A 22,726-nucleotide genomic window follows, 5' to 3' on the forward strand; every position below is an offset into this window, starting at 1 on the left:
CAAATTTGACATATGAAAGCCAAGACCCTTTGGCAGCCTCACAGGACTACATTTAAAAGGGCTTTACTTATCGTATATGCTTACTCGATCTTGTTGATCTGTCTCTTGCAAATCAACTTCGATACGCTCTTCACTAGATGTTGGAATGTTCTTTCCTACATAATCAGCGCGAATTGGTAATTCACGATGACCTCTATCAACAAGAACAGCCAATTGGATTTGTGATGGTCTACCTAAATCCATAAGAGCATCCATTGCTGCTCGAACTGTTCTACCTGTATATAACACATCATCCACAAGGATAACTTTTTTCTTCGTAATATCTACAGGAATATCAGAACCTTTTACAAGTGGTTCTTTATGTTTCGATTGTAGTGTTAAATCATCACGATATAACGTAATATCTAACTCTCCTACTTCCATCTCTTTTCCTTCAATTTGACCAATTCGTTCTGCCAAACGTTGTGCAATAAAAATTCCACGTGTTTTTATTCCGACAAGAACACAATTATCGACACCTTTATTTCGTTCCACGATTTCATGACTAATTCGTGTTAAAGCGCGGCGAATCATTTGGTCATCTAAAACGACAGCTTTCTCTTGCATGCTCTACACCTCCAAGCTTTTTTTCTTGCGTGAGAGTAATGGTATAAAAAAAGTCCTCTCAGCGTGTGCGAGAGGACTTTTGAAAAAAGGGTACAACATACCCTAAGTATTTCAAACCGTTACCTTCTCAACCTCACGGGGCTGTGTTAAAGGATCATTATTTAACTGTTGTCAGTATCTCAGTTTTCTTATGATTTGTCAATACTATTTCCGTAAAACATTTAGCGCTTCTTCAAACACTTCTGGAATCGGTGCCTCAAACTCAATATATTCACCAGTACGAGGGTGATCGAAACCTAAAATCCCTGCATGAAGTGCTTGTCCATTCATATCTAATGTTTTCTTCGGACCATACTTTGGATCTCCTGCAAGTGGATAACCAATATATTTCATATGAACACGAATTTGGTGTGTACGTCCCGTTTCTAAGCGGCATTCTACAAGTGTGAAATCCTTAAATCGCTCTAACACTTGGAAATGTGTAACTGCATTCTTACCATTTTCATCAACAGTCATACTTTGACGTTCTTTTTTATCACGACCAATTGGAGCGTCAATTATTCCTTTATCATGTGGAATTACACCATGTACAATCGCTTTATAACGTCTTGTTACCGTTTTTGCTACAAGTTGATTTACAAGTGATTCATGCGCCATATCATTTTTAGCAACCATTAATAATCCAGATGTATCCTTATCAATACGGTGTACTATACCAGGACGCATTACACCGTTAATACCTGATAGGTCTGTACAATGATGCATAAGTCCGTTTACAAGCGTACCCTTCGTATGCCCTGGTGCTGGATGTACTACCATGCCACGCGGCTTATTTACAACTAGTACATCGGCATCTTCATAATAAACTTCTAAATTCATATCTTCCGGTTGAATATCTAACTCTTCTGGCTCGGGAATTGTTACTGTAATTTCATCATTTCCTTTTACTTTATAATTCCCTTTAACTGATTTCCCATTTACTGTCACAACAGCATCTTTAATCCATTGCTGCACTTGTGAACGTGACCATTCACTGTTTATTTCTGCAACGAATTTATCAATTCGCTCGCTTTTTTGTTCTTCTGCAACTGTTACTTGTACTACTTCACTCATTCAATTACTCCTTCGCTTTCTTTCCTTCTAATACTGTTTGAATAATAATTAATACAACTCCAATACATAATGCTGAGTCAGCTATATTGAATACCGGATAGTTGTACGAGAAAATATACACGTGAATGAAATCCACTACTTCTTGTCTAAATACACGATCAATAAAATTGCCAATTGCTCCGCCTAAAATTAGACCTAATGAAATACCTAGAAGCTTGTCCGTTTTCGCATATTTTTTCATATAAAATACGATAAATGCTACGAAAATGACTGTAATAATGTAGAAAAACCACATTTTATTTTCTAAAATACCCCAGGCAGCTCCTCTATTTCGATGAGATGTTATGTATAATACATTATCGATAATCGGAATGCTCGTACCCAATTCCATGTTCTTTACAATTAGCCACTTCGATATTTGATCGATGGCAATGACAAATAACGCTATTACATAATATATCATTTTCATTTCCCCCACAAAGACAGTGTACCTCAAAATTTTAGCATAGCTGCTACCTTTTCACAATGAACCTTTGTAGAAGAATAAAATAAATTAAAAAAAGGTAACATAATATCGTTGTGCGTATTTCATACATTTACCTTTTCATAGAAAAATTCATGAATAGTACGAGCAGTCGGCATTGTTTTCATTTGTTTTGTAGAAATCGCTCTTCCAGTTTCTTCACAAATACCGTACATATCTATTTCCATTTTAAACAATGCACGTTCTACATCTTTTAAATCCTCTTTTATATCATGTAATAGCAATTTTTTCTTTGTCTCTTCCTTTATTTCGTATCCAAGTTCTTGCCCAAATTCCATATAGTATGTGTGCATTACTTCTTTCGCCAATCTATCTTGCAACTCTTTTCTCATCAATTGCAATTCTTCTTTTATTTCCATATAAATTTCATTCACGTGTACATTCCTCCCAGCTGCAATGTACAATTAGTGTGTCCGAAATTTCTACGCTTACCTCACACACATTTTTCCTTCATAGGAAAGAGAGTGAAAGTTATTTCGATATATCATCAACAAAAAACTGACTGCTATTATGAGCAGTCAGCTTTTTTTCATTATTTTACATAATTTTCTTTAACAACCGTTGCACAACGCTCACATAATGTTTCATGTTCTGCATCTTTACCAATTGTTTCTGAAACAACCCAACAACGTTCACACGTCTCACCTGTCGCCTGTGCTACAACTACAGCTGTATGCTCATACTTTGGTGCATCTGTTGGTGCTTCTTCAATTGTACCACCAAGTTTATACTCAGAGACGATGAATAATTGCTTTAAGTCTTCGCTAATAGACTCTAACATAGCCTTCATTTCTGCAGTCGGATATAGCGTAATGCTCGCATTTAATGACTTACCAATTACTTTCTCATTACGAGCTACTTCTAACGCTTTTAAAACGTCATCACGTAATGTCATAAATGCATCCCATTTTGCTCTTAACGCTTCTGAACCCTCTACTTCTGTAGCTTCTGGCATATTAGTTAACTGTACGCTTTCTTCTTCTGCACCAGGAACATATGGCCATACTTCATCAGCTGTATGAGGTAAGATTGGCGTTACAAGTTTCGTTAATGCAACAAGAACATCATATAATACAGTTTGAATTGCACGACGATCCGCGTGATCTGCACCTTCAATGTATAAAATGTCTTTTGCAAAGTCTAAGTAGAATGAACTTAGATCAATTGTACAGAAGTTGTGAATTGCATGATATACAGCAGCAAAGTCATATGTTTCATATGCATCTTTTACTTTTGTAATTAAGTCATTTAACTTCACTAACATGTAACGATCTACTTCACGAAGTTCAGCTACCGCTACTGTATTTTCACTTGGATTAAAATCATCTAAGTTTCCTAATAAGAAACGGAATGTGTTACGGATTTTACGATACACTTCTGCTACTTGTTTTAAAATATCATCTGAAATACGTACATCAGATTGATAGTCAACAGAAGATACCCATAAGCGTAAAATGTCTCCGCCTAATTGATCCATAATTTTCTTCGGTACGACGATGTTTCCAATCGACTTACTCATTTTACGTCCTTCACCATCTAGTACGAAACCATGGCTTAGTACGCCTTTATATGGAGCTTTACCAGTTACAGCAACTGCTGTTGATAATGAAGAGTTAAACCAACCACGATACTGGTCAGATCCTTCTAAATATAAATCAGCTGGACGTTGTAAGTCTTCGCGCTCTTCTAATACCGCTTGGTGAGAAGAACCTGAATCGAACCATACATCCATGATGTCTGTTTCTTTACGGAATTCACCATTTGGGCTACCTGTATGTGTAAATCCTTCTGGTAATAAATCTTTCGCTTCACGCTCGAACCATACGTTAGAACCGTTCTCACGGAATAAATCTGCTACATGATTAATTGTTTCATCTGTAATAATTGGATCACCATTTTCTGCATAGAATACAGGAATTGGCACACCCCATGCACGCTGACGAGAAATACACCAGTCACCACGGTCACGAACCATATTATGAAGACGAGTTTCTCCCCATGCTGGTACCCATTTTGTTTCCGCAACAGCTTCTAATAATTCTTTACGGAACGCTTCAATAGATGCAAACCACTGCGCTGTCGCACGGAAAATAATTGGTTTTTTCGTTCTCCAATCATGTGGGTATGAATGCGTAATGAATGTTAGTTTCAGTAACGCGCCTACTTCTTCTAATTTTTCCGTAATTGGCTTGTTAGCTTTATCATAGAATAAGCCTTCAAATCCAGGTGCTTCATTTGTTAATACACCTTTATCATCAACTGGGCAAAGTACTTCTAAGCCATACTTTTTACCAACAACGAAGTCATCTTCCCCGTGTCCTGGTGCTGTATGAACACAACCTGTACCTGCATCTGTTGTTACGTGCTCTCCTAGCATAACTAATGAGTCACGATCGTAGAATGGATGTTTTGCAACTGTATACTCAAGTTCGCTACCTTTTACCGTTTTCACAACTTCAGCATTTTCCCACTCTAACGTTTTTGCAACTGTCTCAAATAGTTCAGAAGCGATGATATATTTCTCATCATTTACTTTCACAATAGCATATTCAAGTTCTGGGTGAACAGAAATACCTAAGTTTGCAGGTAATGTCCAAGGCGTTGTTGTCCAAATAATGTATTTCTCATCACCTTCTAATACGTTCTTTCCATCTTTTACAGGGAATGCTACGTAAATAGATGCTGATTTTTTATCTTGATATTCAATTTCAGCTTCTGCTAAAGCTGATTCACTTGTTGGAGACCAGTAAACTGGTTTTTGTCCTTTATAGATATAACCTTTTTTCGCCATGTCACCAAACACTTTAATTTGTTGTGCTTCATAAGCTGGCTCTAAAGTAATATATGGATTATCCCAATCTGCACGTACACCTAAACGCTTAAATTGTTCACGTTGACGTTCCACTTGCTCATATGCATACTCTGCACATAACTTACGGAACTCAGCAACTGTCATTTCTTTACGCTTTACACCTTTATTTGTTAAAGCTTGCTCAATTGGTAAACCGTGTGTATCCCAACCTGGTACATATGGTGCACAGTATCCAGTCATTGATTTAAAACGAACAATAAAGTCTTTTAACACTTTATTTAGTGCGTGTCCCATATGGATGTCACCATTTGCATATGGAGGTCCATCATGTAGTACAAATAAAGGACGGCCTTTCGTATGTTCTTGTACCTTTTCATAAATATTCATTTCAGCCCATTTTTCTTGCATTGCAGGCTCACGTTTCGGTAAATTCCCACGCATCGGGAATTCTGTTTTTGGCATTAGTAATGTATTTTTGTACTCCATGCTCAATTCCTCCTTAAATATATAAACGACAGACCTTAAAAAAGGGAATAAAAAAGAGACCTCTCATCCCCAAAAAGGGACGAGAAAGTCTCCCGCGGTACCACCCTAGTAGACCATATACAAATGCATAAGGTCCTCTTTATATTCTTAACGCGAATATACGCCTACGCTTACTAAATTTGTTCAGCGCGGAACTCCAGGGTGATATTCCCATTATCTCCTTATCCTGAGCTTACACCATCCTCAGTTCGCTATATAAGGTATGAAAAAGGTACTTATCCCTATCTTCGTTTTTCTTAATAAATATGCTGTTTAAAATTATATGTAATAATGAGAAAAACGTCAAGCTTACACTGTTTCTTCTTTTTTCAACAGTTCGTCCACTTCGTCTTCTAATTCAATTAGTTTATCCCAATCATCGTTGTTTAACATTTCAAGTTGTGTTTCTAATAACATACGGAAACGAGTTCGGAATACTTTCGCTTGTTTCTTCAACTCTTCAATATCAAAAGCAACTTTTCTTGATTTCACTAACGCTTCATTAATGATACGATCTGCATTTTTTTCTGCTTCACGTACAATTAATTTTGCTTCTTTTTGTGCATTACGCTTCACTTCTTCAGCAGCTTCTTGTGCGACAATGATAGATTTGTTCAGAGTATCTTCAATATTAGAAAAATGATCTAACTTTCCTTCTAATTGTGCAACCTTTTCTTCTAAAGCTTTTTTCTCACGAATGACTAATTCATAATCTTTGATGATTTGATCAAGAAACTCATTTACTTGATCTTCATCGTAGCCACGAAACCCGCGACCAAATTCTTTGTTATGAATATCTAATGGTGTTAACGGCACAACGCCACCTCCAAGTAGTTATCTAAATTTCCTCTTTCAATTATATCTTTTCTTCGACAAAATAAGAGAATTTCCTTCTAAAAAACCAATCATTTTAGTATACCATACAAAACTCTCCATTTGTCGCGCTTCGTTTTACCTTCTACAGAAAATAATTTACTTCGTCCATACCCTCTAACCGAGAAAACATCCCCTGGAAAACATTCATACGAAGTTTGCTCTACTGTTTTCCAATTGACTTTTACTAAGCCACCTTTTATAAGAGGCTGTACCTTCTGCCTAGATATATGTAGCATTTCAGCTAATAAAACATCTAGACGAAGTGACGAAACAGTCCCAGATTTTTCTCCCCATTTTTCACCTACACGCAAAATTTTCTCTACTTGTATAGGAGAGAGTGTGACTTTCATTTTCCCTATTGATTGTAAGTTCATTTCAATATACGATACAACTTCTTTGGCAACTGCAATTTGGGCACGGTCTTCTTGAAGCAAAATATCACCACATTTTTCCCTTGTTAAACCAAGCGACATGAATGCACCTAATATTTGCCTATGTTCTAGCGTAAAAAACTTGGAAGGATAGTCAATTTCTAATACTTCTACTTGAAATTCCTCTTCATTTAATTCTAGATAATCTGGATAAATTAGTGCTCTTTTCCGTTCGGCTTCAGGCATCGCACCATCAAACCGTACAGCTACATCTCCTTGCCCTATTACCATAGAAACAATTTGTTGCTGTCTTGGATCAAGAAAATCTGTTAACTTGACTTGATGATACTCAGCAGCCTGTTTCCACTCTAATACTTTATCCACAAAGACCTCTTCATCAGGTCTAAAATGCTCATAGATGCTCATGTATTTAACCTCACACTATAAAAAATAGTTGAATAAACTCACTAAACCACCTCTAGCAAGTTTCAAGGCAACAATAGCAACAAGTGGAGAAATATCAATCATACCAAATGGTGGAATAAACCTCCTAAACGGCTCTAAATACGGTTCGCAAATACGCGCAAGAAAATCTCCAAAAGCCGATTCCTTTGCGCCAGGAAACCATGATAGGAGAATGTAAATAATTAGTGCCCACGAGTAAATCTCGATAGCAGTAAGTAACACTGTTAAAACTGTTGTCATGGCGTATTACCACCTCTTTATATTTGTCTCTTCTTCTTCACCGAATAACTCTGAAATCGCACCAACGATATCAACATTTTCAGGTGTACACATAAATGTTTTCGGGCCTATTTTTTGAATATCCCCGCCTATAGCGTATACAGTACCACTTAAAAAGTCAACGATACGTACAGCTTGATCTGTAGACATTCTTTGCAAATTAATTACAACAGCTCGTCTACCTTTTAAGTGATCCGAAATGCCTTGCGCTTCCGAATATGTACGTGGTTCTAGTAAAACAACTTTTGAAGATTGCTTCGCTGTTTCAATACTCACTACATTTTGCTTCGGTTGCACTTTCGCAAACGGAACATCTTGTTGTTCTGGGGGATCTTGTTGCTTTTTCATGTCTGTTTGCTCCTTTTCATAACTATATTGAGCTGCTTCTTTTTCTTCCGGTGTGTCAAAAAAGAAGTATTTTACTTTTGACCAACTCATAATAACTTTCTCCTTCCTCCTACGCTTTTCCTACTAAAACCGTTCCCAAACGAATATATGTAGCGCCTTCCTCAATTGCAATCGTGTAATCATTTGACATTCCCATTGATAATTCTTTACATGGTGCATGTAATAATTCTAGCTCCTGCACCTCTGTCTGTAGCATGCGCAATTCCTTAAAGCAGCGACGAATCTCTTCCTCTTCTCCTGTAAACGGAGCCATTGTCATTAATCCTACCACTTCAATCTTATCCAATTCTTGCAAACTTTGAATAAAAGAAATTGTTTCTTCTATCGCCAATCCTTGCTTTGATTCTTCAGATGATGTTTTCACTTGAATAAAGCATTTAACTTTCTTATCAGCACGTTTTTGAATTTCTTTTGCAAGCGAAAGACGATCTAATGAATGTAAATAATCAATCTCATTAATGATTTCTTTTACTTTTCTCGTTTGCAATGATCCAATAAAATGCCAATTCACTTTTGAACCGAAATGCTCGTATTTTTGTAAGAAACCTTCATTTCTATTTTCACCTAAATCAATAATTCCTGTTTCAATTACTTCGCTTGTTTTTTCAATCCCTACAGTTTTTGTAACTGCAACGAGCTTAATATCTTTCATCGAACGTCCAGCTCGTACACAAGATTCTTTAATTACTTCGTTTACATCTGCTAAATTCCCTTGCACTGTCACTTACTTCACTCCTCCTTAAAACCTATGAAACTCAACATTCTCCCCGTCTTACCTTGATCATGACGATGAGAGAAAAATAATTGTTCTTCACAGCTTGTACAAAGAGATGACATTACAATATGTTCTTCTTTTATGCCTGCTTGTACACATAATATACGATTAACTTCTTTTAAATTAATTGCATACTGACCATCAGAAATTACTTTATGAGGAACAGATCCGTTTACTACTTGCTGTGCTGCTGTTAATACACGATCATCAACAACATAACAACATGATCCGATTGCAGGACCAATTGCGACATGAATTTCATCACTTGAAACACCTTCTGCATTCCACTTTTGAATCATTTCTTTCGCAATCTCTGTTACAGTCCCTTTCCACCCAGCATGCGCAAGTCCTATCATATCATGTGATGGTGCATAAAAATAGAGCGGAACACAATCAGCGTAACAAGATGTTAAGAGAACATCTTTGTTAGTCGTATAAATGCCATCCGTTTTTGGAATACCGTCTTCATATGAATAAACGCCTTTCCCTTTTTCTTGCAGTCCTACTTTCTCAACATGATGGTCATGAACTTGTTCAGAGCAAATCCATTTTTCTAATGGTTTTTGTAACTTATTAGCTAAAATGCGTCTGTTTTCATGAACATTCTCCACGATATCATTCACATGTAATCCTAAATTCATCGCATGAAAGGAGCCTGTACTTACTCCACCATCTTTTGTCGTAAATCCAACAGTAATGTTTCCAAGTTCTTTCCACGCTTGTAAATACAGTATACCGTCCGCATATTTAAATGGTTCTCTCATAAAGCGACTCCTTTTAATTAAAATAACAGAAAAAAGTATGGTACTTCCTGTCTATTTTACCATACTTTTATTTTTTCATAATGACAACAGAAAAAAAAGAGGAATTTGTAATATTCTTTATGAAATTGTCGGTGTTTGTATTGATTCTGTTACAGAATTAACATGATCTACTTTTACAAGTATGACATCTTCTCCAATTTTCATAATTTGCTCCCAAGGAATCACAAATTCTACTTCCTTCCCAAAGAGTCCAAGCATTCGTGCCTGCTTAGAAATAATAACCGCCCTAATCTTTCCTGTGTCTATATCAATATCAATATCTCCAATATTCCCAAGCCTCTTTCCATCTGAAACATTTACAACATCCTTCATTTGAAACTCCGAAATCCGTATCATATTCATCCTCTCCCTTATATCATGAATCGTAAGTACGCTCTCAAATAAAGTGAAACCTTAATCAGTGGGATTATCCCCATCCCTACTGATTATTAACCCATGCCAATCGGACTTTTACGGGCAGTCCCGCTTCCATCTAACTTTTTACTTCAGCCTAATTTCGAAGCGGATAAACAGTATATAACCGCTACTAATAGAACATCCATTTTATTTTCATTATATGAACCTACCCAATCTACTATGAGCGCAAAATATTATATATAAAAAAGACCTCACCATAACTGGTGAGGACCTTATCCTTGAATCGTCTTATTCATTTGCTTAATAGCAGACTTCTCCAAACGTGATACTTGCGCTTGAGAAATCCCAATTTCTTCGGCAACTTCCATCTGTGTCTTTCCTTGAAAGAAACGTTTTCGAATAATCATTTTTTCACGATCATTTAAACGCTTCATTCCTTCTTTCAACGCCAGTTCTTCAACCCACTGCTCGTCCTTTTGTTTTTCATCCTTTAATTGATCCATAACAAAGATAGGATCTCCTCCATCGTTATAAATCGGTTCAAATAATGAAACCGGATCTTGAATCGCATCTAGTGCAAAAACAATCTCTTCATGTGTCACTTCAAGAACTTTCGCAATATCCATTGCTGTTGGTTCTTTTGAATTTTCAGCAATCAATTTTTCTCTTACTTGCAACGCTTTATACGCAATATCTCGTAATGAGCGAGATACACGAATTGGATTGTTATCACGCAAATATCTGCGTATTTCTCCAATAATCATCGGCACAGCATACGTTGAAAACTTTACATTTTGGCCTAAATCAAAGTTATCAATGGATTTCATAAGTCCAATGCAACCAACTTGAAATAAATCATCAACATATTCTCCTCTGTTATTAAATCTTTGGATGACGCTCAGTACAAGACGTAAGTTTCCATTCACTAATTTCTCTCTGGCGCTTATCTCTCCACTTTGCATTTCACGAAATAATTTACGCATCTCTTCATTTTTTAGTACTGGAAGTTTAGCTGTATCAACACCGCAAATTTCTACTTTGTTTCTCGTCAAAGTGTTCCCTCCTATCGGGAGTTGCTGTACAGTGTAAAGTATTTCCTTTGAAGGGGATTTTATGCATACGGTTTTTCCATCATTTTTCACAAATATCATATTTCCTAATGCACAAAAAAAGAATAAGACCAGTCTAGATACCGACTGGTCTTATTCTTCACACCATTTTATTAAATTCTTTTCGTAATCTTTTTATAATTCTTTTTTCCAAACGAGAAATATAAGACTGTGAAATTCCAAGCATATCAGCCACATCTTTTTGTGTCTTCTCTTCGCCACCAGCGAGTCCAAACCGAAGCTCCATAATTTGTTTTTCACGGTCATTTAATTGATGCAATGCTTTCATTAAAAGATGACGATCTACAGTAGCTTCTAAATCTTTTGTAATAATGTCATCATCTGTACCTAAAACATCTGATAGTAACAGTTCATTTCCGTCCCAATCAATGTTAAGCGGTTCATCAAAAGAAACTTCCGAACGATTTTTATTATTTCGGCGCAAATGCATTAAAATTTCATTTTCTATACAACGAGATGCATATGTTGCTAATTTAATTTTCTTTTCTGGATTAAATGTATTCACTGCCTTAATAAGACCAATTGTTCCTATACTAATCAAATCCTCAATATTGATCCCTGTATTTTCAAATTTTCTTGCTATATATACAACAAGCCTTAGGTTACGTTCAATAAGCATCGACCTCGCAGCTTGATCTCCATTCGGTAATTTATTCAAAAGAACTGCCTCTTCTTCTTTCGTTAACGGCGGTGGCAACGCTTCACTTCCACCAATATAATAAATTTCATCGGTCTTAATTCCTAATTTCAGCAATACTTTATACCAAAGGTATACCAAATAAAATTTAAATTTCACCATATTATCCCGCCTCTCATAATTAAGCAATTACCATCTTTTGCGAAATCAACATTTTCGGATGTACAATGCATTGATACTCTCCATTAGTAGATAATTGTTGTGTATTTAATCCAATCAGTACTTTGTTTACAACAACCGAACTACCTTCATGATAAACTCGCACACAATCTGGCTTAATTGCCCATAAAAATTGATTCTCTACTCCTACTGCTCGGAAAGGAATTAAACGTAGTTTCGTCGCCCATCCAGAATCATTTTCTGGTATTTGAGGAATTTCTGTTTTGGAATAAATTTGTTCTGTTAACCAAGCTGGCAAACAATGTTCTAATGATGAAATATGCATAATCATAACGGGTGTTTTCGTTAACGGGTCATAAAGTTGGTTCCCACTATCAATTAGACCTGCTAATTCTAGTTCCTCTCCAGCTAATTGAATTTCCACTTTCACGATTTGATCATAGTGTATCTTTGTGACCTCTACGCTTTCTATACGCTTTTTAGAAAAATAATAAATTACTGGAAAACCAAAAATAACAAATACCCAACTAATTGGATCACCGTAAGAAACTGATTTAGATTGAACTAATCCATTTACCATTTCGTTCGTTTGCAAAAAGTAATGCGTTCCAATTAATCCTCCACCAACCATAAAGGTTACAAAATAGAAAGTAAAAACAGTTTGTGTATAATTTCTAAATGTCGAAAACCCAAATGCTGTATACACAATAAGTAACGAGTACAATAGTTTCATAATTGGATGTGTCATCATAGAAGCAAAAGGCGTAAAGGCGAAAATAACAATAGTTGAACCTATAAATGCCCCTAACACAAGCCTCCATCTTTTGATTCTCTTTTTTAACACGGTGGCTGTTAATAAAAGTAAAAGAAAATCAATGCAGGCGTTTAACAACCAGACAATGTCGGCGTAAACAACCAAACAATTCACCTCTTTTTTTAAGTTGAGACTAGTATAATGCATATCCAATAGGAAAGTGTGTCAATTGGTGGAGGGATTTTTTTGTTATTTTGTGATTTCTAGACATAATCTGTCGGTAAAAAATAAAAGTGTATTTTTCATAGAATAATATAAATTTTTTACTTGTATACATAATAATTGAATTATATATATACAAAGTTTATCTTGCTATTTGCGGGCAGTAAGACCCTGCCTCAAAATTCAGCTATAAAAAAGGACAGAAGTTAAGTGGGAGTCGGGCTAACAATCATTTTTGGATGAACACCCCCGACTAATTAAAGTTTCAATTTATCACAGCTTATGGCTTAAAAATAGGACTGGGCTCTCCATATGCAAAATAATAAAAAAAGATCTGCTTAGCAGATCTTTTCCATTTAGACAACAAAAAAAAGGAGCATGAAAGCTCCTTTTCTTTTATCGTCTACGACGGTTACGTAAGAATGCTGGAATATCGATGTCATCTGAATCTGTATGACGATCATGCACAACCGGCTCTTCACGTTTCATTTCACGCTTAACTTCACGTTGTTTTGAAGGTTGAGCTACTGGTTGTTGTTGCTGTTGTGTGTGATTCGCAGTCGGACGGATAATTGGTTTTGGTGGTTGTGTCGAAGCACTATCATCAAAACCAGTTGCAATTACAGTGACAACGATATCATCTTTTAATCCTTCATTAATAACAGAACCGAAGATCATATTTACTTCTGGATCCGAAGCTGAAGCTACAATGTCTGCTGCTTCTTGTACTTCATATAAACTTAAGTTTGCGCCGCCCGTAATGTTCATAATAACACCTTGAGCTCCATCAATAGATGTTTCTAGTAATGGACTAGAAATCGCTTTTTTCGCAGCTTCAGCAGCACGATTTTCACCATTACCAGAACCGATACCCATTAAAGCAGAACCTCTATTAGACATAATTGTTTTTACGTCTGCAAAGTCTAAGTTAATTAGACCTGGTGTAGCAATTAAATCAGAAATACCTTGAACACCTTGACGTAATACGTTATCTGCTTCACGGAACGCTTCTAACATTGGCGTATTTTTATCAACAATCTCTAATAAGCGATCATTTGGAATTACGATAAGTGTATCTACATTTTCTTTAAATGACGCAATACCAGATGCAGCTTGAGTTGCACGTTTACGCCCTTCAAATGTAAATGGACGTGTTACAACACCAACTGTTAACGCGCCTAGTTCTTTTGCAACTTGAGCAACAACTGGAGCTGCACCAGTTCCAGTTCCGCCGCCCATACCAGCAGTTACGAAGACCATATCCGCGCCACGAAGCGCTTCTTGAATCTGTTCTTTACTTTCTTCTGCAGCTTTTTTCCCTACTTCAGGGTTTGCGCCTGCACCAAGTCCACGCGTTAATTTTCCACCAATTTGCATTTTCGTTTCAGCTTTTGATAGATTTAATGCTTGTGCATCAGTATTCACAGCGATAAAGTCTACACCTTGTACACCGTGTTCAATCATACGGTTTACAGCGTTGTTTCCGCCACCGCCGACACCGATAACTTTTATATTCGCTAATTGATCTTGAGTAGTATCAAACTCTAACATGTCGAAATCCCCCTAGAACCTCATTTTTCGTGTCCAATTTTAATCCCATAAATAACGGAATGCACGTTTTACTTTTGACATCATGCGGTCATCATTTTGATTAGTATTGTTTTGATTACGAGTTTTTTGTTTCGCAGGTTGCTGTTGTACCGGCATTGGTGCTGGTACTGGTTCAAAATGTTCTTGCTTTTCCTGCACATTTTTCCCACGTAATTTAGCCTTTTGATAAGAATGTTTAATTAATCCAACTCCACTTGTATATTGAGGCTCACGAACACCAATATAATCAGGAGTTGCTATACGAACATTTTCATGTAAAATATCGTATGCAAGATCAAGAACACCTGGCATAGAAGCTATCCCACCAGTTAGTACATATCCAGAAGCAGCTTGCTTTACTCCTAACTTATGCACTTCATCTTGAACAAACATTAAAATTTCCTCTACACGAGCCTCTATTATATCCGATAATTCCAACTGAGAATATTGTTCTGTTTGATCGCTTCCCATAATAGGAACCGTAAACATCTCTTCTTCAGATGCTGTATCATAAAAAGCATGTCCATATTTCAGCTTAATTTGATCTGCATTTTCTGTTGAAGTTTTCAGCCCAATCGCTATATCCTTCGTTATATGATCTCCACCTAATGGCAATACGCTCGTTGCTTGCAACTCTCCATCTTTAAAAATAGATAAGGTTGTAGATCCTCCGCCCATATCAACAAGGGCTACCCCTCTATTTCTTTCATCCGAAGATAACGCAACTGTCGCTGCCGCTAAAGGTTGCAGACAAATATCAACAATTTCAAGACCTGCTTTTTCTACACAACGAAGTAGGTTATGTAGTAAAGTTCTCGAGCCTGTAATAAGTGTACCTTCCATTTCTAATCTTACACCGATCATCCCGCGTGGATCGTTAATCTCGTCAAGACCGTCTACAATGAACTGTCGAGGTACCACATCAATAAATTCACGTTCAGGAGCAATTGACACAACTTGCGCTGCATCTAGAACGCGTAAGACATCTTCATTCCCGATTTCACGATCTTCATTTGAAACAGCGACTACTCCGTGACACGGGAGCAACTGTACCTGGTTTGCATTGACACCTACTACAACTTGCTCAATGTGGATACCCACCATGCGCTCAGCTTGTTCAATTGCTTTTTTAATTGATCGAACAGTTTCATCTATATCAACTATCGATCCCTTTTTCAAACCATTTGATTTTACGTTTCCAACACCAATAATGTTTAAGCTATCATTAACCATTTCACCAATGATGACTTTAACATTGGATGTACCGATGTCAAGACTAACATATATTTCATTGCTGTTCATTCTTTGGCACCTCCTTCTTTATTTATACCATACAACTCAATATATGGAACAACAATCGCAACTTTACTATTTATAAGAAAAATATTCAACGTCTTTGTACGTTTCCCTTTTTTAACCCTATATTTTTCTTATTTTTATTTAACATTCATTTAAGAATATCGCAGTAACCTGTGAATAACTGCTCTATCTTGAAATAATTATATTTCAAGTGTAAAGATTACCGCCAAGTATAAGTCTACACTAAGATGTACTTGTAGAAAAGTGAAACTTGTACCAATCCTAGTATGAATCTAAGAAAATTTACATTTTTTTCATCAAATTAAGCATTCTTGCAAATTAGCATCCATATAAAAGAACGTTTGTTTCATTTCATACGTAATAACGCAGTAAAAACTATCATTCTATTCTTTCTTTTCTTCAGCACCTAGTTCCTTCGTATATGCACCCACTTCTAAGTCAATTAAAACCTTCTTACCAGGTTCAATTGTTTTTAAAATAAGTGGATAAGCTTCCATTCGCTTTGCGAAATTTTGAATAGTGGTGCTCACTTCATATCCTTCATTCATATATAAAGTAAGATGATCTTCATTTGCGTTCGTTGGTGTATAACGAATTTCAGAAATAGACCTTAAAATAGTTGGCGTTAATTTTTCTAGTTCTGCAATTAATTCCTTCATTTTTTCCTCTTTAAATGGTTCAAAAATTGGTGCTGCAACTGGAAGCTTTCCGTTCGGAAGTACATCGAGTGTTTTCCCATTTTCTAATAACGGTTGTAATTTCCCATCTTTGTTTATATAGCCAATTGTTAAATATTCTTCGATATGAACATCAATTTTGTTTGGGAAACGTTTTTTTACATTTACCTCTTTAATTTCTTTTCGTTTCGTTAAGTTTTCTTCTGCTTTATGTGCTGTTACTCGGAAATAACTCGTATCATATGTCACACCTGATTCCTTCATAACTTGTTCATCTGTCATATAATGATTTCCAAAGACACTTATCTTTTTTATATTACTAAGCGGAGACCGAAAATAAATTAAAAAGAGTACTAATAAAAATAAAATCGATATGTATAAAATTAACCGATGATTAACAGGTTTCTTATTTTTTTTATTTTGATTCTTTAATTTTGGTACACGATCTTGTAGTTTAATCACTTTACTATTTTTCATGTACGATCCCCCTATGTAACATAAAGAACGGCATGTTCCTCATGCCGTTCTTATCTTCTTATTATAACATAAATGATAATGAGCGGAACGAACAACCGTTATCTTCCAATTATTTCTACTTCTGTATGCATATCAACACCAAATTTATCTTTAATTGTACGCTTTACCAATGCGATTAAGTCTAATACATCTTGCGCTGAGGCCACACCAGTATTAACAATAAAATTCCCATGCATTTCAGAAATTTGAGCTCCACCTATTGTATAACCACGAAGCCCTGATTTTTCTATTAAATCTCCTGCAAAATAGGGGACTGGATTTCGAAATATACTTCCTGCACAAGGGTGATTCCAAGGCTGCGTTTCACGGCGATACTCTTTATTCTTTTGCATGCTTCTTACAATTCCCTCGCGTTCGCCTACCTCCAATTGGAATTCAGCTTCCAAAACAATACCAGGGCGTTTCATTTGCAATACAGATGTGCGATAAGAAAAGCCCATTTCGGTATTCGTCAACCAATTAATTGTTCCATTGTCAAACAAAATACGAGCTTTCGTTAATACACTCGATATGTCGGACTTATGAGCGCCTGCATTCATATACACTGCACCGCCAACACTTCCTGGAATACCACTTGCAAATTCCAGGCCCGCTAATCCCTGTCGACTAAGTAAAGTTGACAATTTAATAAGGGGATATCCAGCACCGACTCTTACTCTATGTTTTTCGACTTCTAAATGGTCTAATCCTTCTCCTAAACGAATAACCACACCTTCTATACCTTGATCAGATACGAGAAGATTTGAACCACGACCAATTGCAGTCCACCTTGTCTTGTACTTCTTTACTAACTCTAGAGTCTTCTCAATACCAGCAACATGCTTTGGTACAATTAAAATATCAGCTGGTCCGCCTATTTTCATAGTCGTGTAACGCGCTAACGGTTCATTAACTAACACGCGACCAACATTTGCTTCTAAAAGCTCTTTTACTAATTGTTCCATAGACAATCTCCCCCATATCAAGTCTCCTTATTACAGTAATATGCGGGGCGTTCACCTAATGTTATTTTTTAATAAGCTTGTTCATTACTTCATATAGCTTATTTGCTGCATCTGGAATACCAAGTTGCTTAGTAGCCAGTTTCATATTTTGTAATGTTTGTGTATCCAATAAAATCTCATCAATGTCACGAATAAGCGTTTCAGATGTTAAATCTTTTTCAAGTAGCATTTTAGCTGCTCCTTTATCAACAACTGATCGTGCATTTTTTTCTTGATGGTTATTTGTTACGTACGGACTTGGAATTAATACACTCGGCTTTCCTAACGCTGTTAATTCTGCAAGCGTTGTAGCCCCTGCCCTTGAAACAACAAGATCTACACCCGTCAGTACCTCTGGCATATTATGAATAAAAGGTTTAATAATAACATTATTCGGATTCCCTTTTTGTTTCACGGCTTCCATAACTTTATCATAATGTACTTCGCCTGTTACATATAATACTTCGTAACTTTTATTCCCAAATTGTTCAATCGCTTCTACAAAAGCATCGTTAATCGGTCTAGCCCCGCGGCTCCCACCAAAAATAAGCACGGATTTTTTAGAAAGGGATAGTCCTACCGAACGTTTTCCTTTCATTCCATTTTGGTCCATTACTTCTGATGCACGTGGATTACCTGTCATAACCACTTTTGACTGTGGAAAATGTTCTGCAGCTGCTTCAAAACAAACTGCAACTTTATCGACATAACGACTTAAAAATTTATTCGTTACACCAGGTACACTATTTTGTTCATGGACAATAGTCGGAATACCTAATTTAGCCGCAGCATATACAACTGGCCCACATACGTATCCACCCGTACCAATCACAATATCAGGGTTAAAACGACGAATATATCGTTTACTATCTTGAACACCTTTTAGGAAACGCATCACGGTTTTTACATTATCAAGAGATATTTTTCGTTTAAATCCACTTATAACAATAGATTGGAACGGAATACCCGCTTTCGGTACGATGGTACTCTCTAATCCATTCTCTGTACCAATGTATAAAAATCTTGCTTCCGGATTTAGTTTTTTTATTTCTCTAATTAAAGCAAGAGCTGGATAAATATGTCCTCCAGTACCCCCACCACTTACTAATACTCGCACTACTGATTCCTCCACTTCCCTGTTCTTATTCAATCGTATTTATTTCTATATACATATTGTATTTTCACACACACACGAAAAACCCTGTCTTTTAAACAGGGTTTAATAGCGAGAATGGCGACTTATATTCAATAATACACCTACTGCCATTAACATTAAGGTCAAACTTGATCCACCATAACTTAAAAATGGCAAAGTAATACCGGTAACAGGCATCAGTCCTGTTACAACACCAACATTAATCATTACTTGAATCGCAATCATCGCCACAATACCTACTGCTAAAAACGTACCATATAAATCTGGCGCTCCTAATGCTATACGAATCCCACGCCATAATAATAGACTAAATAATAATAACACAAATGAACCACCAATAAAACCTAATTCCTCGGATAAGATTGCAAATATAAAGTCTGTTTGTGGTTCAGGTAAATAAAGAAATTTTTGTCTACTTTGTCCAAGTCCAAGCCCAAATAAACCACCAGGTCCAATTGCGAGTAACGATTGGATAATTTGAAATCCACTTCCGAGCGGATCCGACCACGGATCTAAATATGATGTGATGCGTTTCATTCGATATGGCGCTGATGCAATTAACCCTACAAATCCCGCTGCACCAAGCAAACCAAACATTGCAAAGTGAAAGACCCTTGCTCCCGAAATAAATATCATAATAATACATGTCCCAATCATTACCGTTCCCGTACCAAGATCTGGCTGTAACATAATTATCCCAAAAGCAAGAAATACAAAACTAAGAGCCGGTAGTAAACCTCGTTTAAAAGATGTAATTAATTTTTGTCGTTCCGCTAAAAATTTTGCTAAGAAAATAATCATCGCGAATTTCATAAACTCTGATGGTTGGATAGAAAATGCCCCGATTCCAATCCAACTTCGCGCCCCTCCACGAACGAGACCTACTCCAGGAATAAGAACGAGAATAAGAAGAACGAAACAAACTAGTAAAATTACTTTTGAATACGTACGCCATACCCAATAATCAATTTTCATCAGAAAAAACATAGCTACTACCCCAAGACTTGCAAATAACAATTGTCTTTTTGCAAAAAAGAATGAATCCCCCATTTTATAAGAGGCCCAAACCGCACTCGCACTATAAACCATAATCATTCCGATTGTTAACAACGCAAGTGTAACGATGATGAGAATAAAATCAGGCGTTTTCTTCATTACCCATGAACACCACCTCTTTGGGCAGAACCTTTTGCCCTATGTAACAAAACATCAGTAGGTGTTAGCCTACTGATGTTTTGATTTACTTTATATAAGTTTATGCACAGCTTGTATAAAAATGTCTCCTCTTTCTTCAAATGTTTTAAATTGATCCCAGCTTGCACATGCTGGTGAAAGAAGAATTACATCACCATCGGTAGAATGAGCATAAGCTTTCACTACTGCATCATCTAAAGTATCGACACTTTCAATTACATCTAATCCTGCTTTTTCTGCCGCTCTTACTAATTTTGGTGCAGTTTGTCCAAATGTCACAATCGCTTTGACATGTTTAAAATATGGAATTAAATCATCAAATTCATTACCACGATCAAGTCCACCAGCCAATAATACAATCGGTTGTGTAAATGCAGATAATGCTTTTTCTGTCGCTAGCATATTCGTCGCTTTTGAATCATTATAAAATTTACGATTATTAATCGTTGTTACATATTCTAAGCGATGTTTTACACCTGTAAAACTTTTTAACACAGCAGTAATTGCTTCATTAGAAACACCTAGTAATTTAGCAATACTCATTGCTGCTAAAATATTTTCTAAATTGTGCTTACCAGGTAAAACAATATCACTTACTTTAACTACTTTTTCGCCTTTAAAATAAAGAGCGTTATCTTTTATATACGCACCATCTTCAATTTCTTTCGTCGTCGAAAATAATACTTTCTGTCCTTTACTATATGCCGATAACGCCATGACATCTGCATCATCTGCGTTAATTATACTATAATCTGCTTCAGTTTGGTTTTTGAAAATATTCGCTTTCGCCAAACCATACTCTTTCTTCGTCCCGTGATAATCTAAATGCGCTTCAAATAAATTTAAAAAGGCTGCAATTTTTGGTTGGAACGATTCCACTCCCATCAATTGAAACGATGAAAGTTCCGTAACGACAACTTCATTTTCCTTCGCCAATTGTGCAACTTCACAAGCTACAGTACCTATATTCCCCGCAATAACTGGGTGCTTTTGTCCTTCTTTTAACATTTCAAACGTTAACATTGTCGTTGTTGTTTTACCGTTAGATCCCGTAATCCCAACAAACGGTGCTGCTGAAATGGAATATGCTAATTCAACCTCAGTTACAATTGGAATTTGTTTTTCTTTCGCCGCCACTAAGAGTGGATTAGAATATGGAATTCCTGGATTTTTTACGACAAGTGAAATGTTTCTCTCCAGCAATTCTAATGGATGCCCACCACACACAACATCCATTCCTTCCGCTTGTAACTCAGCTGCAAGCACATTACCCGCTAATGGTTTCCCATCATTTACAATGACGTTTGCCCCTAACTTTTTTAATAAAGTAGCTGCTGCATAACCACTTTTAGCAATACCTAATACAAGAACATTTTTATTTTGATATTCAGTTACAGTTTTCAATTACATCCACACCCCGATATAAATTCCTAGCACAGCTAATAAAAATCCTACAGACCAAAACGTTACAACAACGCGCCACTCTGACCAACCACATAATTCATAATGATGATGTAATGGACTCATTTTAAAGACACGCTTTCCTGTTGTTTTGAACGAAATAACTTGGATAATAACAGATAAAGTTTCCGCTACGAATACACCGCCAATAATAACGAGTAACAATTCTTGTTTTAACAAAATCGCTACAGCTGCGATAGCACCACCTAAAGCTAGAGAACCAGTATCCCCCATAAATACTTTCGCTGGATTCGCATTGAATACTAAAAAGCCAAGTACAGCTCCTACGACTGCCATACAGAAAATCGCTACCCCAAATTGTTCTTGAGCTACAGCAATAATACTAAATGCTCCGAATGCAATAGCAGCTGTTCCTGATAATAAACCATCTAAACCATCTGTTAAATTAACCGCATTTGATCCACCAATAAGCATAAATAATACGAGAACAAAATACGCCCAGCCTAATTCAAATTTAACATCAGTTCCTGGAATCATGATATACGTGTGAAATGCTTGCCCTTTTCCAATTAAAAAGAACGCAATAGCAATTACAAGCTGACCAATCAATTTTTGTTTTGATGTTAAACCAAGATTTCTCTTCTTTACTACTTTTATGTAGTCATCTAAAAATCCGATTAATCCGTACCCAAATGTAACTAATAATAACAATGATACTTCTGCACCTAAATTGTTAAATTTAATCGCCATAATAAGCGTAGTCACCATCATAGATACATATATGACAATACCACCCATCGTTGGTGTCCCTGATTTCTTTTGGTGTGACTTCGGTCCTTCGTCACGAATACTCTGTCCGAACTTTAACTTTCTTAAAAATGGAATAAATAATGGCGAAAGGGCAACAGAAATTAAAAATGCTACCCCAGCCGTTACTAATAAACCTTGTTCAAGCACATGTAGTCCTCC

General features: G+C 36.4%; 23 protein-coding genes and 1 other annotated feature. All 23 genes read right to left on the bottom strand.

Translation table 11 applies throughout. From position 1 onward, the window contains the following. Positions 1-63: 63 nt before the first annotated feature. Positions 64-606 (bottom strand): bifunctional pyrimidine operon transcriptional regulator/uracil phosphoribosyltransferase, encoded by a 543-nt coding sequence (pyrR, locus tag QCI77_RS19825; protein WP_001156489.1) that lies wholly within the window; start codon positions 604-606, stop codon positions 64-66. Positions 607-810: 204 nt separating this feature from the next. Beyond that, on the bottom strand, positions 811-1,719 hold the full coding sequence (locus QCI77_RS19830; protein WP_002128848.1) for an RluA family pseudouridine synthase: 909 nt from the start codon (positions 1,717-1,719) through the stop codon (positions 811-813). Between the two features lie 4 nt (positions 1,720-1,723). Further along, on the bottom strand, positions 1,724-2,182 hold the full coding sequence (gene lspA, locus QCI77_RS19835) for a lipoprotein signal peptidase LspA (RefSeq protein ID WP_002128849.1): 459 nt from the start codon (positions 2,180-2,182) through the stop codon (positions 1,724-1,726). A gap of 125 nt (positions 2,183-2,307) precedes the next feature. Then, entirely contained in the window at positions 2,308-2,637 is a 330-nt protein-coding gene (locus tag QCI77_RS19840) for a TraR/DksA C4-type zinc finger protein (protein WP_002014715.1), read from the bottom strand. 158 nt (positions 2,638-2,795) lie between these two features. Continuing rightward, positions 2,796-5,561 (bottom strand): isoleucine--tRNA ligase, encoded by a 2,766-nt coding sequence (gene ileS2 / locus QCI77_RS19845; protein ID WP_353825401.1) that lies wholly within the window; start codon positions 5,559-5,561, stop codon positions 2,796-2,798. A gap of 72 nt (positions 5,562-5,633) precedes the next feature. After that, positions 5,634-5,858: a binding site (T-box leader), on the bottom strand. Positions 5,859-5,909: 51 nt separating this feature from the next. After that, on the bottom strand, positions 5,910-6,416 hold the full coding sequence (gene divIVA, locus QCI77_RS19850) for a septum site-determining protein DivIVA (RefSeq protein ID WP_001131609.1): 507 nt from the start codon (positions 6,414-6,416) through the stop codon (positions 5,910-5,912). An 89-nt stretch (positions 6,417-6,505) separates the two neighbouring features. After that, positions 6,506-7,273: a YlmH family RNA-binding protein gene (locus QCI77_RS19855; protein ID WP_002033759.1), complete on the bottom strand. Its 768-nt coding sequence runs from the start codon at positions 7,271-7,273 to the stop codon at positions 6,506-6,508. Positions 7,274-7,288: 15 nt separating this feature from the next. After that, positions 7,289-7,552, bottom strand: a complete 264-nt coding sequence (locus QCI77_RS19860) for a YggT family protein (protein ID WP_002014720.1) — start codon at positions 7,550-7,552, stop codon at positions 7,289-7,291. Between the two features lie 6 nt (positions 7,553-7,558). After that, the gene (locus QCI77_RS19865) at positions 7,559-8,029 is read right to left on the bottom strand and encodes a cell division protein SepF (protein WP_002014721.1); all 471 of its coding nucleotides are present in this window, start codon (positions 8,027-8,029) and stop codon (positions 7,559-7,561) included. Between the two features lie 19 nt (positions 8,030-8,048). Next, positions 8,049-8,723, bottom strand: a complete 675-nt coding sequence (locus tag QCI77_RS19870) for a YggS family pyridoxal phosphate-dependent enzyme (RefSeq protein ID WP_002033757.1) — start codon at positions 8,721-8,723, stop codon at positions 8,049-8,051. 5 nt (positions 8,724-8,728) lie between these two features. After that, entirely contained in the window at positions 8,729-9,538 is an 810-nt protein-coding gene (gene pgeF / locus QCI77_RS19875) for a peptidoglycan editing factor PgeF (RefSeq protein WP_353825402.1), read from the bottom strand. A gap of 117 nt (positions 9,539-9,655) precedes the next feature. Further along, positions 9,656-9,934 (bottom strand): YlmC/YmxH family sporulation protein, encoded by a 279-nt coding sequence (locus QCI77_RS19880; protein WP_012261605.1) that lies wholly within the window; start codon positions 9,932-9,934, stop codon positions 9,656-9,658. 293 nt (positions 9,935-10,227) lie between these two features. Further along, a complete protein-coding gene (sigG, locus tag QCI77_RS19885; RefSeq protein WP_002014725.1) occupies positions 10,228-11,007 on the bottom strand; it encodes an RNA polymerase sporulation sigma factor SigG in 780 nt (259 codons plus the stop codon). 157 nt (positions 11,008-11,164) lie between these two features. Continuing rightward, positions 11,165-11,884 carry an RNA polymerase sporulation sigma factor SigE gene (gene sigE, locus QCI77_RS19890; protein WP_002128857.1) on the bottom strand — a complete coding sequence of 240 codons (720 nt, stop codon included), beginning with the start codon at positions 11,882-11,884 and terminating at the stop codon, positions 11,165-11,167. Between the two features lie 19 nt (positions 11,885-11,903). Next, a complete protein-coding gene (gene spoIIGA, locus QCI77_RS19895) occupies positions 11,904-12,821 on the bottom strand; it encodes a sigma-E processing peptidase SpoIIGA (RefSeq protein WP_002165147.1) in 918 nt (305 codons plus the stop codon). 453 nt (positions 12,822-13,274) lie between these two features. Then, positions 13,275-14,429 carry a cell division protein FtsZ gene (gene ftsZ / locus QCI77_RS19900; protein ID WP_002014730.1) on the bottom strand — a complete coding sequence of 385 codons (1,155 nt, stop codon included), beginning with the start codon at positions 14,427-14,429 and terminating at the stop codon, positions 13,275-13,277. 39 nt (positions 14,430-14,468) lie between these two features. Continuing rightward, positions 14,469-15,770 (bottom strand): cell division protein FtsA, encoded by a 1,302-nt coding sequence (gene ftsA, locus QCI77_RS19905; protein WP_002014731.1) that lies wholly within the window; start codon positions 15,768-15,770, stop codon positions 14,469-14,471. Between the two features lie 401 nt (positions 15,771-16,171). After that, the gene (gene divIB / locus QCI77_RS19910) at positions 16,172-16,942 is read right to left on the bottom strand and encodes a cell division protein DivIB (RefSeq protein ID WP_002014733.1); all 771 of its coding nucleotides are present in this window, start codon (positions 16,940-16,942) and stop codon (positions 16,172-16,174) included. A 98-nt stretch (positions 16,943-17,040) separates the two neighbouring features. Further along, positions 17,041-17,946, bottom strand: a complete 906-nt coding sequence (gene murB / locus QCI77_RS19915) for a UDP-N-acetylmuramate dehydrogenase (RefSeq protein ID WP_002033752.1) — start codon at positions 17,944-17,946, stop codon at positions 17,041-17,043. Between the two features lie 61 nt (positions 17,947-18,007). After that, positions 18,008-19,102, bottom strand: coding sequence for an undecaprenyldiphospho-muramoylpentapeptide beta-N-acetylglucosaminyltransferase (gene murG / locus QCI77_RS19920; RefSeq protein WP_002088269.1), 1,095 nt, complete (start codon positions 19,100-19,102; stop codon positions 18,008-18,010). 102 nt (positions 19,103-19,204) lie between these two features. Then, entirely contained in the window at positions 19,205-20,296 is a 1,092-nt protein-coding gene (gene spoVE / locus QCI77_RS19925) for a stage V sporulation protein E (RefSeq protein WP_002014736.1), read from the bottom strand. Between the two features lie 90 nt (positions 20,297-20,386). After that, positions 20,387-21,739, bottom strand: coding sequence for a UDP-N-acetylmuramoyl-L-alanine--D-glutamate ligase (gene murD / locus QCI77_RS19930; protein WP_002142942.1), 1,353 nt, complete (start codon positions 21,737-21,739; stop codon positions 20,387-20,389). After that, positions 21,740-22,714: a phospho-N-acetylmuramoyl-pentapeptide-transferase gene (mraY, locus tag QCI77_RS19935; protein WP_002014738.1), complete on the bottom strand. Its 975-nt coding sequence runs from the start codon at positions 22,712-22,714 to the stop codon at positions 21,740-21,742. It lies immediately after the preceding gene. Positions 22,715-22,726: the final 12 nt, after the last annotated feature.

The organism is Bacillus cereus group sp. MG9, from assembly GCF_040459995.1.
GTDB classification, from domain to species: Bacteria; Bacillota; Bacilli; order Bacillales; family Bacillaceae_G; genus Bacillus_A; species Bacillus_A mycoides.

What these genes read in the sequence shown, in the direction of transcription:
- QCI77_RS19880 (WP_012261605.1), bottom strand. Translation starts at nt 9,934, where the DNA reads ATGATACGGATTTCGGAGTTTCAAATGAAGGATGTTGTAAATGTTTCA.
- spoVE (WP_002014736.1), bottom strand. Translation starts at nt 20,296, where the DNA reads ATGAAGAAAACGCCTGATTTTATTCTCATCATCGTTACACTTGCGTTG.
- QCI77_RS19830 (WP_002128848.1), bottom strand. Translation starts at nt 1,719, where the DNA reads ATGAGTGAAGTAGTACAAGTAACAGTTGCAGAAGAACAAAAAAGCGAG.
- ftsZ (WP_002014730.1), bottom strand. Translation starts at nt 14,429, where the DNA reads ATGTTAGAGTTTGATACTACTCAAGATCAATTAGCGAATATAAAAGTT.
- murB (WP_002033752.1), bottom strand. Translation starts at nt 17,946, where the DNA reads ATGGAACAATTAGTAAAAGAGCTTTTAGAAGCAAATGTTGGTCGCGTG.
- ftsA (WP_002014731.1), bottom strand. Translation starts at nt 15,770, where the DNA reads ATGAACAGCAATGAAATATATGTTAGTCTTGACATCGGTACATCCAAT.
- lspA (WP_002128849.1), bottom strand. Translation starts at nt 2,182, where the DNA reads ATGATATATTATGTAATAGCGTTATTTGTCATTGCCATCGATCAAATA.
- divIB (WP_002014733.1), bottom strand. Translation starts at nt 16,942, where the DNA reads ATGAAAAATAGTAAAGTGATTAAACTACAAGATCGTGTACCAAAATTA.
- pyrR (WP_001156489.1), bottom strand. Translation starts at nt 606, where the DNA reads ATGCAAGAGAAAGCTGTCGTTTTAGATGACCAAATGATTCGCCGCGCT.
- QCI77_RS19855 (WP_002033759.1), bottom strand. Translation starts at nt 7,273, where the DNA reads ATGAGCATCTATGAGCATTTTAGACCTGATGAAGAGGTCTTTGTGGAT.
- sigE (WP_002128857.1), bottom strand. Translation starts at nt 11,884, where the DNA reads ATGGTGAAATTTAAATTTTATTTGGTATACCTTTGGTATAAAGTATTG.
- ileS2 (WP_353825401.1), bottom strand. Translation starts at nt 5,561, where the DNA reads ATGGAGTACAAAAATACATTACTAATGCCAAAAACAGAATTCCCGATG.
- QCI77_RS19860 (WP_002014720.1), bottom strand. Translation starts at nt 7,552, where the DNA reads ATGACAACAGTTTTAACAGTGTTACTTACTGCTATCGAGATTTACTCG.
- pgeF (WP_353825402.1), bottom strand. Translation starts at nt 9,538, where the DNA reads ATGAGAGAACCATTTAAATATGCGGACGGTATACTGTATTTACAAGCG.
- QCI77_RS19865 (WP_002014721.1), bottom strand. Translation starts at nt 8,029, where the DNA reads ATGAGTTGGTCAAAAGTAAAATACTTCTTTTTTGACACACCGGAAGAA.